Genomic DNA, 12,996 nt, shown 5'->3' on the forward strand with positions numbered 1-12,996 from the left:
CATCAACCGCATGGGCCACAAGACGCTGTTCGCCGTCGCGATGCTGCTGTGCATCCTGTGGTCGGGCGCCGCCGCGCTGCGCACGCCGGCCGTGGCCGAGCCGGTGGCGAGCACGATCGAGTGGCCGCGCGAATGGGACGGTGCCGCGCTGCGTCCGCTCGCGCTCAGCGAGGTCGAGCAGCGCTTCGCCGACCGATTTCCGGGCGCCATCGGCCGCATGACCGACGGCCGCCAGACCCTGGTGATGCGCGAGGTGCGCGAGCCCACGCGCATGCTGCATCCGGCCGCCGACTGCTATCGCGCGCTCGGCTACCGCATCGCGCAGGAGCGGCTGGAGCATCAGGTGCAGGCCGGCGAGCCGCATTTGTGGCGCTGTTTTGTTGCGCAACGGCACGGCGGGCAAAAGTTCCGCGTCTGCGAGCGCATCGTCGACGCCGATGGCGCCGCTTTCACCGACACTTCAGCCTGGTACTGGGCGGCAGCCAGCGGCCGGTCGAACGGACCGTGGCAAGCCGTCACCGTGGCGAGACCGATGTGAACCCATTGCTGAAAAAGACCCTGCGATTTCTCCTCTTCGGCCTGCTGGCCCTGGTGATCACGGCCGGCGTGGCGATCTTCCTGATCGTCAAGCTCGCGCTGGCCCCCGCGCCCGGCGAATGGCGCACCACGGTGAAGGCCGGTCCGCTCGCCTTCGAGACCGGCGTGCCGACCGCGGTGCGCATCGCCACCTCGCCCTGGTTCGCGCCGTGGCTCGACGGTCGCTCGCTCGATACCGGCCACGGCACCGTGCGCTTCGCCTGGAAGGCGGCCGACGGCCTGCTCGAATTGCACTGCGCGCCATGCAGCGTCGAACTGCCGGCGCTGGGCGCGCAACCGATCCGCGTGCAGCAGCTGGTGGCCACGGTGCGCCGCGACGGCAACACGCTCAACGGCACGCTCGGCGCCACGCCGCAGGGATCGCCCGTGGGCGATCCCGCCGCCACGCTGCAGGGCAAGTGGGAAGGCCGCCTCGCGCCGAAGAACCTGCAGCTCAGCGTCGATATCCAGGACGCGCCGATCGCGCGCTGGTACGCGGTGCTGGTGCCGGGCCTGCCCGAGCTGCAGCGCGCGCGCATCGGCGGCACGCTGGCGCTGCGCGGCCATGTCGTGCTGCCCGAAGCCACCTTCTCGGTGCTGCCCAGCGTCAGCCAGTTCACGGTCGAGGGCCTGGGCACCGAGGCCATGCTGGGCGCGCGCACCAGCTGCGGCCCCTCGGCCAGGCTGACCAACGACAGCTGGCTCGCGCGCGCGGTCATCGCGGCGGAGGACCAGCGCTTCTTCACCCACACCGGCTACGACCTGACCGAGATCCTGGCCTCGATCGACAACAACCAGAAGGAAGGCGCGCAGAAGCGCGGCGGCAGCACGCTCACGCAGCAGCTCGCGAAGCTACTGGCGACCGGCAGCGAGCGCACGGCCGAGCGCAAGCTGCGCGAGCTGCTCTACGCGGTCGAGATGGAGCAGACGCTGGGCAAGGCGCGCATCCTGCAGCTCTACCTCGACAACGCGCCCTGGGGCGGCAACCTCTGCGGCGCGGAAGCCGCGGCCAAGCGCTATTTCAAGCGCAGCGCGCGCAGCCTCGAACCGGCGCAGGCGGTCTGGCTCGCGGCCATGCTGCACAAGCCGCAGGCGGTGCTCGAGCAGTGGCGGCGCGACGGCGCCATCGATCCCGACCGCGTGAAGTGGGTGGCCGAGAGCGTGCGCGGCATCAGCCGCAACCAGCGCGAGTCGCTGCTCAAGAGCGTGGCCAGCGCGAAGTTCGCGCCGCCGGAGCCGAACCCATGAGCGCCGAGGTCGAAGCGATCGAGCGCGCCACGGTCGCGGCCATCTCGCCCGATGCCGTCGGCGCCATCGAGGGCTGGCTGCTGCCCTTCGACCACGGCACGGTCTCGCGCGCCCGCTCGGCCGTGCCGCTGCGCCATGCGCCGGCGGCCGAGGGCATGCTCGAGCGGATCGAGCAAGGCTACGCCGCGCAGGGGCTCCCGCCGATGCTGCGGCTGGCCGATCTCGCCTGCTTCGACGGCCTGCGCGCCGAGCTCGAAGCCCGGCGCTATCGCGGCGCCAAGCCCACGCTGGTGCAGACCGCCACCTTGCGACAGATGCAGGCCGTGGCACCGGCCGGCGCGTTGCCGGCCGAGGTCGACACCGCGCCCGACGACGCCTGGGCGGCGCTGTTCCTCGGCGAGGGTTTCGATCCCGTAGATGGCGCCCACCGCGTGCGCGTGCTGGCGCGTGCCCAGGGTTCGCTCTATGCGAGCGTGCGCGAAGGCGGTCGCACCGTGGCCGCGGGCGCGATGGCCTTCGGCCATGGCTGGGCCAGCGTGCACGGCATGCGCACCGACGCCGCGCAGCGCGGCCGCGGCCTGGCCGGGCGCGTGCTCGCGGGGCTGGCGCAGGTGGCGCTCGAGCGGGGGTTCGAAAAGGTGTTCCTGCAGGTCGAAGCGCAGAACGATCCCGCGCTGGCGCTGTACCGGCGCGCGGGTTTCGAGACGCGCTGGCAGTACCGGTACTGGCAGCCTTCGGCCTGAAAACGGCGAGCTCAGTCCCGCGGCTCGAGCTCCAGCCCGAAGCGCACCTCGTCCAGTGCCGCATCGACCAGCGCCAGCGGATCGTCGAAGCCCGGCGCGAGCTTGAGGATGCCGCGCAGCCGGTGATCGATCAGCAGCACCGCGAGCCCGTGCACATAGCCCCAGGCCGAGGTCATCTGCATGGCTTCGGCATTGCTCAGCGAGGTGGGCGGGCTGTCGGGCAGCCGCGGCGCGCCACCGATGATCGAGGCCATCACGCGCATCGCCTCGGCGGCCGCGGCGCCCAGCACGGGGTGCAGCATGTCGATCTTCTCGGTGCGGAACATCAGCCCGAACAGCGCCGGGTTCTCGTGCGCGAAATGCACGTAGGCGCGGCCGATCGCGTTGCGCCGCGCGCTGGCGTCGGCACTCTCGGGCGCCGAGGTGCGCATCGCGTCGGCCAGGCGATGGAACCCCACGGCGGCGAGCGAGCTCAACAAGCCGGTGGTGTCGCCGAAGTGGTGCTTGGGCGCGGTGTGCGAGACGCCCGCTTCGCGCGCGATCGCGCGCAGGCCGAGCCCGGCGATGCCGTCGCGCTGCAGCACGGTCTCGGCCGCGGCCAGCAAGGCATCGGGCAAGGCGCCGTGGTGATAGCGACGGGCCGGCGCGGCGGGCTCGGCCAACGCGGCCGGCGAAGATTCGGCGGTGGCCGGCTCCGTGGAACGGGAACGGCGCGGACGGGAGGCAACAGGCATCCAAAAATCTTACCACTGGAAAAATCTCTTGACTTCACCGGATGGCTCGACGATATTTCCACTGGAAAGATAAGCCCTCCCCGCTTTTCCAACCCCATACCGGCCCCGGCCGACGATCCGAAGGAACCCCGATGAACGATGCCGTCACCCGCAGCGCCCCGCCTTCCAACATGGGCCCGATCGACTTCGAGACCGACGTCGGTCCGCTGCCGCTGAAGGGCACGCTGCCCGCCGGCCTGCGCGGCACGCTGGTGCGCAACGGCCCGAACCCGGTAGCGCCCGATCCGCGCGCCCACTGGTTCGCCGGCGACGGCATGCTGCATGCCTTCCACATCGCCGACGGCGCGGTGCACTACCGCAACCGCTGGGTGCGCACCCAGCGCTGGCAGGCCACGGTCGAAGGGCAGGAACGGCGCCGCGTCGGCTTCCAGAGCACCAAGGGCGAGGCACCGAAGCGCGAGGACGACGGCACCGGCAACACCAACGTGATCGGCCATGCCGGCCGCATGCTCGCGCTCGAGGAAGCGCACCTGCCGATCGCGATGACGCTGCCCGGGCTCGACACGCTCGGCGCCACCGACCTCGACGGCCGCCTGCACGGCAGCTTCACGGCCCATCCCAAGACCGATCCGCGCACCGGCGAGCTGCTGTTCTTCGGCTACGGCACGCCCGCGCCGCTGTCGGCGGGCATGAGCTTCGGCAGCATCGCGGCCGACGGCCGCGTCACGCGCTTCGAGACCTTCGAGGCGCCCTACGCCAGCATGGTCCACGACTTCATGGTGACCGAGGGCCACGTGATGTTCCCGATCATGCCGATCACCGCCAGCCTCGAGCGCGCGCAGCGGGGCCGCCCGCCCTATGCCTGGGAGCCCGAGTTCGGCACCCGCGTCGGCCTGATGCCGCGCGGCGGCAGCAGCGCCGACATCGTCTGGTGGCGCGGCCCGGCCTGCTACGTCTTCCACGTGATGAATGCCTGGGAGGCCGACGGCAGCCTGTATGCCGACGTGATGCAGTTCGACACGCCGCCGCTGTTCCCGCGGCCCGACGGCTCGCCGATCGGCGCGGGCGATCCGCCCGCGCGCCTGGTGCGCTGGCAGTTCGAGCTCGCCAACCCGGCGCGCGAATTCACGCGCACCGTGCTCGATCCGCGCCCCGGCGAATTCCCGCGCATCGACGACCGCTTCGCCGGCCTGCCCTACCGCCATGGCTGGTACGTGCTGCGCGACGACGAGGGTCCCACCGAGGCGCGGCGCAACTTCGCGGGCCTCGCGCATGTCGACCATGCCAACGGCGAGCGCGGCATCTACCGGCTGCCGGCGCCCGACACGATGTCGGAGGCCGTGTTCGTGCCGCGCTCGGCGCAGGCCGAGGAAGGCGATGGCTGGCTGCTCGCCACCATCTGGCGCGCCGCCAGCAACACCAGCGAGCTCGCCGTCTTCGATGCGCGTGCCGTGGCCAACGGCCCGCTGTGCACCGCCGCGCTGCCGCACCGCGTGCCCGTCGGTTTCCATGGCAACTGGTTCGATGCCGCGGGCAGCGTGCCCGGCGCCGCCGCGCAGGCCGATGCGCAACCCACCGTCCGCTTCGGAGCGTCGTCATGAGCATGCTGCTGGCCTTCGCGCCCTTCATCGTCTTCGCGCTGTTCGACCGCCTGCTCGGCGTGGTGCCCGCGCTCTCGGCCGCGGCGGCGCTGTCGGCCGTGCTGCTGCTGCGCGACTGGCTCACGCCGAAGCGCACGGTCAAGGTGCTCGAGATCGGCACCGTGCTGCTGTTCGGTGGCCTGGCCGTGTTCGCGCTCGCCACGCACACCGAGTGGTCGCTGCTCGGCGTGCGGCTGCGCGTCGACGCGGGACTGCTGCTGGTGGTGCTGGCCTCGATGGCCATCGGCCAGCCCTTCACCCTGCAGTACGCGAAGGAGCAGACGCCGCCCGAGGTCTGGGTGCTGCCGGGCTTCAAGCTGGTCAACATGGTCATCACCGCCGCCTGGGCCGTGGCCTTCGCGCTGATGGTGCTGGCCGATGTGGCGATGGTCTACCTGCCTTCGCTGCCGCTGTGGGTGGGCATCGCGGTCACGGTCGCGGCCATCGTCGGCGCGATCCGCTTCACGCAGTGGTACCCCGAGCACATGCGCGCGCGCTTCGAGGCCGCGGCCGGGGGCTGAGCGCCCGCCCCCACGGGTGGCGCGGTCGGGCCATTGGTGCCACCATGGCCGGATGACCCACACGAACCACCATCATCTCCACCATCCCACCGAGCCCGTGGCCGCGCCGCGCGGCATCGACCACATCGTGGCCGGTGTGTCGGCCAGCGATGGCGACGGCGTGAAGCTCACGCGCGTGCTCGGGCAGCCGCTGCAGAAGCGGCTCGATCCCTACCTCATGCTCGATGCCTTCGGCAGCGACAACCCCGGCGACTACGTCGGCGGCTTTCCGAACCACCCGCACCGCGGCTTCGAGACGGTCACCTACATGATCGCGGGCCGCATGCGGCACCGCGACAGCGCGGGCCACGAGGGCCTGCTCGAGAACGGCGGCGTGCAATGGATGACCGCGGGCCGCGGCCTGGTGCACAGCGAATTGCCCGAGCAGCAGGAAGGCCTGATGGAAGGCTTCCAGCTCTGGCTCAATTTGCCGGCCGACGAGAAGCTGCGCGAGCCCTGGTACCGCGACATCCAGAGCGCCGAGATCCCCGAGTTCACCACCGCCGAGGGCGTGCACGTGCGCGTGATCGCGGGCGCGAGCCATGGCATCGAGGGCGCCGTGCGGCGCGAGCGCACCGAGCCGCTGTACCTCGACATCACGCTGCCGCCGGGCGCCGAGTTCGCGCAGCCGCTGCCGCCGTCGCACAACGCGCTGGTCTACGTGTTCCGCGAATCGCTGTGGATCGCGGGCAGCGAGGTGCCGACGCGGCGCATGGCCATCCTCGCGAACGAGGCCGGCAGCGACGGCGTGCTGCTGCGCGCGGGCTCGACCAACCACAGCCCGGCGCGCGCGCTGCTGATCGCGGGCCACCCGTTGAACGAACCCATCGTGCAGTACGGCCCGTTCGTGATGAACACGCCCGAGCAGATCAAGCAGGCGGTCGACGACTTCCGCCAGGGCCGCTTCGGTTGAGCCTGCGCCGACGCGGCGGTGCGGCCTGCGCCTACCGCGTGTCGGCATGGAGGTCGGCGCGCGGGGCCGGGCGAGGCTTCTACGTTGCCTGCATGCCCCCCACGATCCGAAAAGGACAGGCGCCCGCCACGCTGCAGCGCGCCGAGTTCCATGAACGCTTCATGCAGGACTTCCAGGATCCGGCCTTCCAGGCCGAGTCCGACTCGCTGCGGCGCATCGAGCTGATCGCCTGGGAGGCCTACCACGAAGGCCGCAAGGCGCCCGTCACGCGCAAGGCCGGGCCCGGCTATGCCGATCCCGACTACGAGCTGTCGGTCGACTGGCTCGAGGCCAAGGCGCGCATCGATGCGGCGCACGCCAAGTGGGCCGACCCTCAGAGCCACTCGCGCGTGCTGCTGGTCAACGGCTCGCCGCGCAACGACGGCACCTGTCCCGGCGAGATCTCCAAGACCTGGCGCCTGACGCAGCTCGCGCGCGAGGTGCTCGAGGGCAGCGGCGTGAAGACCGACGTGCTCGACCTCAGCCTGCTGACCTCGGACTACGGCCGCGAGATCCATCCGTGCAAGGGCTGCGTCTCCACCGCGATGCCGCTGTGCCATTGGCCCTGCAGCTGCTATCCCAACCATTCGCTGCGCCAGACCGGCGACTGGATGAACGAGATCTACGAACGCTGGACCGCGGCGCATGGCGTGATCGTGCTCACGCCCGCCCACTGGTACCAGGCCACGAGCCCGCTCAAGCTGATGATCGACCGCCTGGTGTGCGCCGATGGCGGCAACCCCGATCCCACCAGCACGCACGGCAAGAAGGCCGAGGAGGCCAAGGCGCTCGAACTCGAGGGCTGGGGCTATCCCAAGCATCTCGATGGCCGGGCCTACGGCGTGGTGGTGCATGGCGACGTGGCCGGCATCGAGAGCGTGCGGCGCAACCTCTGCGACTGGCTCGACTGGATGGGACTGATCGACGCAGGCAGCGCGGCGCAGCTCGATCGCTACATCGGCTACTACGAGCCCTATGCCACCAGCCACGACACGCTCGATGCCGACGCCGACCTGCAGGAAGAGGTGCGCAACGTCGCGCGCGCGGTGGCGCAGGCGGTGCGGCAGCTGCGCACCGGCAAGCTCAAATCGCCTGACCGGGGGCTGAAGAGGCCGCGTCCCAAGTAGCTCGCGCGCAAAAATTCACGGCCGCCCGCGCCGCCATTCACCATTCTTTACGCAGGCTCACGCGGGGCTCACGGACGGCTTACAGAAGGCTTCCACACTTCGTCTCACCAGCTGCCCATCGGCGGCGGTTCTTCGAAAGGAAGCACTCTCATGATCTCTCTCCGCCAACGCATCCTCTGGGCCGGCCTGCTGGGCTCGGCCGCCCTCGCATCGTCGGGCGCTTTCGCCCAGACGCCGGCGCCCACGACCGCGGCACCCGCCGCTGCCGTGGCGCAGGCGGATGGCGCGGCCCCGCAGCGCAAGGCCCACGCGGACCACAAGCGCATGGATCCGGCCAAGCGTTTCGAACGCATGCAGGAACATCGCGCCAAGCGTCTCGCGGCCCTCAAGGACAAGCTCAAGCTCAATGCCTCGCAGGAAAGCGCCTGGTCCAGCTACACCGGCGCGACGCAGTTCTCCGGTCCGCGTCCCGATGGCCAGCGCATGACCCGCGCCGACTTCGCCAAGCTGACCACGCCGCAGCGCATCGAACGCATGCAGGCCCGCCAGGCCGAACGCAGCGCGATGTTCGCCAAGCGCGCCGACGCCACGAAGTCCTTCTATGCCGCGTTGACGCCCGAGCAGCAGAAGACCTTCGACGCCGAGACCCTGCACTTCGGCGGCCACCGCTTCCATCGCGGCGGCCACCATGGCGGCCCCGACGCTCAACCGGCCAAGGGTTGAGCCCCGGCCCTCGGCGCTGTCGCCGAGGGTGGTCCATGACGAAGGCCCGCAACGCGCGAAGCGTTGCGGGCCTTTGTTCTGGTCGATCCGACCGATCCGATTACTTCGGCGTGCCGGTCTTCTCGGTCGGGTTGGTCGGCACCTCCGGACGCTCGCCCGGCTGGCCGAAATGCGGCTTCACCTTACGGGCCTGCTGGCTCACCTGCCAGCGCGACTGCTCGCCGGTCGGTGCCGTCACCATGTTCGGCTGGCCGTTCATCACGGTACTGGCCTCGCCCTTGGGCACCAGGTTGTTGGTGTTGTTGCGGTTGTGCGCACGGGCCTCGGCGCGCACGGTCTCGAGCGACACCGGCGCATTGCCGTCGGGCTGCTGCGTGGGATTGGCCACGCCGGTCGGCGATTGCGTGCTGGCCTGGCCGCCCAGCGCCGGATCGGGTGCCGCGGGCATCGAGGAGGTCTGCGCCATCGCTAAGCCGCCTGCGCCCATCAGGCCGGCCAGCAGGGTCGCTCGAAGAAGTCGTTGCTGTGCGTGTTTCATGATCGGTTTCCTTTGCGTCTCGATAGATGGTGTGAAGAAATCGCGGACGCCTTTCCCGACGTCCTGAATTCACCGTAGGAGCCGCTCCGTTCGGGCCTTGTGGGGGTGCGTCAGGGCTGCCTGTAGGAGCCGGCCGGCCGCGCGCGAAGGCGCCGCGAGCCTCTCGCGTCGGAGGGCTGGAGGCGCCACGAGAAGGTGGCGCGTTCCTACAGGCGGGCACGGATCGAGCACGTACAACCCGAAATCCGATGTCCTCCACACCGATCTTCACGAACGAATCCGTCGCCAACGCGGAAACCGCCCACGCCGTGGGTGCGAATCCGCCCGGCCCCGTCACCGCGGCCGGACTCGCGGCCGCGCCCGTGTCGCTGAAGGTCATGACGGTGAACACCCACAAGGGCTTCACCGCGCTCAACCGCAAGTTCATCCTGCCCGAGCTGCGCGATGCGGTGCGCACCGTGGGCGCCGACGTGGTGTTCCTGCAGGAGGTGCTGGGCACCCATTCGCGCCATTCGCGCCGCGTGAGCAACTGGCCCGAGGCGCCGCACTACGAATTCCTGGCCGACACCATGTGGCCGCAGTTCGCCTACGGGCGCAACGCGGTCTATCCCAAGGGCCATCACGGCAATGCGCTGCTGTCGAAGTTTCCGATCGTGCATCACCGCAACCACGACGTGTCGGTGGCCGGGCCCGAGAAGCGCGGGCTGTTGCACTGCGTGCTGCGCCTGCCGGGCCGCACGGTCGACGTGCATGCGATCTGCGCCCACCTCGGCCTGGCCGAGGCGCACCGGCAGCAGCAGCTCGAGCTGCTGTGCCACATCGTGCGCGACGAGGTGCCGGCCGACGCGCCGCTGATCGTGGCCGGCGACTTCAACGACTGGCGCGGCCGCGCGCATGCGACCCTGGCCGAGGGCGCGTCGCTGCGCGAGGTGTTCGTGCATGCGCACGGCCACGCGGCCAAGACCTTCCCTTCGCGTTTCCCGGTGCTGCCGCTGGACCGCATCTACGTGCGCAATGCCGGCGTGCACGCGCCGGTGGTGCTGCCGCGCCGGCCCTGGTCGCACCTGTCCGACCACGCGCCGCTGGTGGCCGAGATCGATCTCTGAAAGCGCATCCATCCATGAGCAACGGCAACCACTGGGTCGCGGGCAACCGCATCGAACTGCTCGAGAACGGCGAGCAGTTCTTCCCGCGCGTGTTCGAGGCGATCCGCGCGGCACGACGCGAAGTGGTCATCGAGACCTTCATCCTGTTCGAGGACAAGGTGGGCCTCGACTTGCACGCCGCCATGTGCGAGGCCGCTCGGCGCGGCGTGAAGGTCGACCTGATGATCGACGGCTTCGGTTCGCCCGACCTCTCGCGCGAGTTCCTCGAGGAATTGAGCAGCGCCGGCGTGAAGGTGCGCGTGTTCGACCCGGGCCACCGCTTCCTGGGCCAGCGGCTCAACGTGTTCCGCCGCATGCACCGCAAGATCGTGGTGATCGACGGCGAGCGCGCCTTCGTCGGCGGCATCAACTATTCGGCCGACCACTTGATGGACTTCGGCCCCAAGGCCAAGCAGGACTACGCGGTCGAACTCGCCGGGCCGATCGTGGCGCAGATCCACCACTTCGCGTTGCGCGCGATCGCGGTCGGCGGCAAGGGGCCGGGCTGGTTCCGGCGCCGGCTCAGGCAGGCGCCGCCCGTGGGCGACACGGTGGCCGGCGAGGCCGAGGTGATGTTCGTCACGCGCGACAACCGGCATCACACCAACGACATCGAGCGCCACTACCGCGCCGCGATCCGCAGCGCGCGCGAGCGCATCGTGATCGCCAACGCCTACTTCTTCCCGGGCTACCGGCTCATCAAGGAACTGCGGCGCGCGGCGCGGCGCGGCGTCGACGTGCGGCTGATCCTGCAGGGCGAGCCCGACATGCCGATCGTGAAGACGGCCGCGAGCATGCTCTACCACCACCTGCTGCATGCGGGCGTGCGCATCTACGAATACTGCGAGCGGCCGCTGCACGGCAAGGTCGCGCTGATGGACGACCGCTGGAGCACCGTGGGCTCGAGCAACCTCGATCCGCTGAGCCTGTCGCTCAACCTCGAGGCCAACGTGGTGGTGCGCGACGCGGCCTTCAACACGCTGCTGCACGAGCGCCTCGATCACCTGATGCAACACAGCTGCAAGCAGATCGACACCGCCGACCTCGCGAGCGAATGGAGCGGCTGGCGGCTGGTGCGCAGCTTCTTCATCTTCCACTTGATGCGCTGGTATCCCTCGCTGCTGGGTTGGTTGCCGCGCCACGTGCCGCGGCTGAAGCCGGTGGAGGTCACCGACCTCGGCGACCGGCGGCGCAAGAACCACGGCGACGGCGTCGAGGGCGCGCCCGCGTCGACGGAGGCCGCATGACGACGGCGGCTGGCGGCCGCCTGCATGCGTTGCCCGCCAGCGGCTGGCGCCGCGCGTGGCCCTGGGCCAAGCGAACGCTGGTGTGGGGCTTCTTCGGGCTCGTGGCCTGGCTGCTCGTGAACCAGGCGCGGTCCATCGACTGGCACGAGGTCGGCGACGCGATCGCCGCGCTGCCGCCCCTCACGCTGCTCGGCGCGGGCCTGCTCGCGGCCTGCAGCTTCGCGCTCTACAGCACCTACGACCTGCTGGGGCGCCACCTCACGGGCCATCCCTTGCGTGCCGGCACGGTGATGGGCGTGACCTTCATCAGCTACGCCTTCAACCTCAACCTCGGTTCGCTGGTCGGTGGCGTGGCCTTCCGCTACCGGCTCTATTCGCGGCTGGGGCTGCGCAACGACACCATCACGCGCGTGCTGGGCTTCAGCATGCTCACCAACTGGATCGGCTACCTGGTGGTGGCCGGTGCCGCCTTCTTCTTCTGGCCGCTGGGCCTGCCGCCGGCGTGGAAGGTGGATGGCGAGGAGTTGCGGCTGCTGGGCGCGGCGTTGCTGGTGCTGGCCGCAATCTATCTGCTGGTGTGCGCCTTCGCGCATGGGAAGCGCTGGCATGTGCGCGGGCACGAGCTGCGCACGCCGACCCTGCGCATGGCGCTGCTGCAGTTCCTGCTGTCGTGCACCAACTGGTCGCTGATCGGTGGTGTGATCTGGCTGCTGCTGCAGGGGCAGGTCGCCTATCCGCAGGTGCTGGCGGTGCTGCTGGTGGCCGCGGTGGCCGGCGTGATCACGCACGTGCCGGCGGGGCTCGGCGTGCTCGAGGCGGTGTTCGTCGCGCTGCTCGCGCACCAGGTGGCCGAGGCGCAGTTGCTGGCCGCGCTGCTCGCCTACCGCGGCCTCTACTACCTGCTGCCGCTGGTGGTCGCCACGCTGGCCTACTTCGCGACCGAGCTGCGCGCGCGGCGCGGGCGCCGGGCCCGCATCGCGCATCAGAAGTGATAGGTGTAGCGCACCCGCACGAAGTTCTCGCCGGGGTTGGGCTTCTTGATGCCGCCGTTGGAGAAGTGCTGCACGCGCAGCGACAGGTCGTGCTCCCCATGCTCGCCGAAGCTGCGGCCCACGCCGAGCACCTCGGTGAACTGGAACGCGGTGCTGAAGCTGCGGTCGGGCGTCCGGTAGACATGGTCCATCACGCTGCCGCCCACGCCGCCTTCGACGTACCAGGGCGAGCCGCCGTGCGCGAAGCGCCAGCGCCAGGTGTAGATGGCGCCGATCTGCACGTAGTCGCGCCGGCCGTCGTCGAGCGCGGGCGCGTGCCAATCGCTGAGGAAGACGTCCCAGTAGGTGGTGAGCGCGCCTTCCTGCACCGACTGTCGCGGTGACCACGGCAGCGTCATCCCGACGGTGAAGGCATTGGTGCTGCCCATGTCGCCGTGAGGGGCGCGTCCGCCTTCCACGTAGAAGCCGCGCTGGCTGTCCTCGAAGGCGTGGGCGCTGCTGCCCAGCAAGCCCAGCAGTCCGGCCAGCGCGGCGGCACGGAGCGGGGTGGAAGCGTTGAATCTCATGATCCGGATCGCCAAAGCGAATGATGAAAACTGAAGGTCATATTCACTTTGCGTTCAGTTTCGTGTCGTGCCGCTACGCGATTTCCACGTCGAGAAGTAGGACTTCATCACCAAAGCTGCAAAACGCCACGGAATGCGCTCAGGTTCTTGTTGCACTGCAGCATTCGCCACGCGGCAGGCCTATAGTGGGCCGATCTCCCTCGCA

14 protein-coding genes are annotated in these 12,996 nt (G+C 70.2%); 11 read left to right on the plus strand and 3 right to left on the minus strand.

The features are described 5' to 3' along the window. Positions 1-10: 10 nt before the first annotated feature. The 3 genes from AC07PU_RS24810 to AC07PU_RS24820 are packed head-to-tail and all read left to right on the plus strand — an operon-like array spanning position 11 to position 2,567. Positions 11-538 carry a hypothetical protein gene (locus AC07PU_RS24810; RefSeq protein ID WP_495321447.1) on the plus strand — a complete coding sequence of 176 codons (528 nt, stop codon included), beginning with the start codon at positions 11-13 and terminating at the stop codon, positions 536-538. Next, positions 535-1,824, plus strand: a complete 1,290-nt coding sequence (locus AC07PU_RS24815) for a biosynthetic peptidoglycan transglycosylase (RefSeq protein ID WP_495321299.1) — start codon at positions 535-537, stop codon at positions 1,822-1,824. Before AC07PU_RS24810 ends, AC07PU_RS24815 begins: the two co-directional genes overlap by 4 nt. Then, positions 1,821-2,567, plus strand: a complete 747-nt coding sequence (locus AC07PU_RS24820; RefSeq protein ID WP_495321301.1) for a GNAT family N-acetyltransferase — start codon at positions 1,821-1,823, stop codon at positions 2,565-2,567. The genes AC07PU_RS24815 and AC07PU_RS24820 overlap by 4 nt, the downstream gene beginning before the upstream one ends. An 11-nt stretch (positions 2,568-2,578) precedes the next feature. Here the strand turns inward: AC07PU_RS24820 and AC07PU_RS24825 are convergent, their stop codons facing one another. After that, complete coding sequence (locus tag AC07PU_RS24825) at positions 2,579-3,301, minus strand: TetR/AcrR family transcriptional regulator (RefSeq protein ID WP_495321303.1); 723 nt, start codon at positions 3,299-3,301, stop codon at positions 2,579-2,581. Between the two features lie 131 nt (positions 3,302-3,432). Here AC07PU_RS24825 and AC07PU_RS24830 point away from each other — a divergent pair, with 131 nt between their 5' ends. The 5 genes from AC07PU_RS24830 to AC07PU_RS24850 all read left to right on the plus strand — a co-directional run bounded on the left by AC07PU_RS24830 (position 3,433) and on the right by AC07PU_RS24850 (position 8,303). After that, positions 3,433-4,902, plus strand: a complete 1,470-nt coding sequence (locus AC07PU_RS24830) for a carotenoid oxygenase family protein (RefSeq protein WP_495321305.1) — start codon at positions 3,433-3,435, stop codon at positions 4,900-4,902. Further along, positions 4,899-5,462 carry a hypothetical protein gene (locus AC07PU_RS24835; RefSeq protein WP_296788355.1) on the plus strand — a complete coding sequence of 188 codons (564 nt, stop codon included), beginning with the start codon at positions 4,899-4,901 and terminating at the stop codon, positions 5,460-5,462. Before AC07PU_RS24830 ends, AC07PU_RS24835 begins: the two co-directional genes overlap by 4 nt. Before the next feature lie 52 nt (positions 5,463-5,514). Further along, positions 5,515-6,414 carry a pirin family protein gene (locus AC07PU_RS24840; protein ID WP_057591842.1) on the plus strand — a complete coding sequence of 300 codons (900 nt, stop codon included), beginning with the start codon at positions 5,515-5,517 and terminating at the stop codon, positions 6,412-6,414. Between the two features lie 92 nt (positions 6,415-6,506). Continuing rightward, positions 6,507-7,580, plus strand: coding sequence for a flavodoxin family protein (locus tag AC07PU_RS24845; RefSeq protein WP_495321308.1), 1,074 nt, complete (start codon positions 6,507-6,509; stop codon positions 7,578-7,580). A 150-nt stretch (positions 7,581-7,730) separates the two neighbouring features. Beyond that, a complete protein-coding gene (locus AC07PU_RS24850) occupies positions 7,731-8,303 on the plus strand; it encodes a Spy/CpxP family protein refolding chaperone (RefSeq protein ID WP_093343608.1) in 573 nt (190 codons plus the stop codon). Positions 8,304-8,403: 100 nt separating this feature from the next. Here AC07PU_RS24850 and AC07PU_RS24855 read toward each other — a convergent pair whose 3' ends face one another. Then, positions 8,404-8,841: a serine/threonine protein kinase gene (locus tag AC07PU_RS24855; RefSeq protein WP_495321310.1), complete on the minus strand. Its 438-nt coding sequence runs from the start codon at positions 8,839-8,841 to the stop codon at positions 8,404-8,406. Positions 8,842-9,218: 377 nt separating this feature from the next. On the opposite strand from AC07PU_RS24855, the gene AC07PU_RS24860 reads away from it, so the two are divergent. From AC07PU_RS24860 to AC07PU_RS24870, 3 genes are read left to right on the plus strand one after another with little or no spacing between them, the layout of a single operon-like run. Beyond that, positions 9,219-9,947 (plus strand): endonuclease/exonuclease/phosphatase family protein, encoded by a 729-nt coding sequence (locus AC07PU_RS24860; protein ID WP_172705372.1) that lies wholly within the window; start codon positions 9,219-9,221, stop codon positions 9,945-9,947. A 14-nt stretch (positions 9,948-9,961) separates the two neighbouring features. Then, a complete protein-coding gene (clsB, locus tag AC07PU_RS24865) occupies positions 9,962-11,233 on the plus strand; it encodes a cardiolipin synthase ClsB (protein WP_093343605.1) in 1,272 nt (423 codons plus the stop codon). Further along, positions 11,230-12,225: a lysylphosphatidylglycerol synthase domain-containing protein gene (locus tag AC07PU_RS24870; RefSeq protein WP_495321312.1), complete on the plus strand. Its 996-nt coding sequence runs from the start codon at positions 11,230-11,232 to the stop codon at positions 12,223-12,225. The genes clsB and AC07PU_RS24870 overlap by 4 nt, the downstream gene beginning before the upstream one ends. On the opposite strand, the gene AC07PU_RS24875 is transcribed toward AC07PU_RS24870, so the two are convergent. Further along, the gene (locus AC07PU_RS24875; protein ID WP_495321314.1) at positions 12,216-12,791 is read right to left on the minus strand and encodes an acyloxyacyl hydrolase; all 576 of its coding nucleotides are present in this window, start codon (positions 12,789-12,791) and stop codon (positions 12,216-12,218) included. The genes AC07PU_RS24870 and AC07PU_RS24875 overlap by 10 nt on opposite strands. Positions 12,792-12,996 lie beyond the last annotated feature (205 nt).

The sequence above is a fragment of the Variovorax sp. GW821-FHT10D07 genome (genome assembly GCF_059415325.1).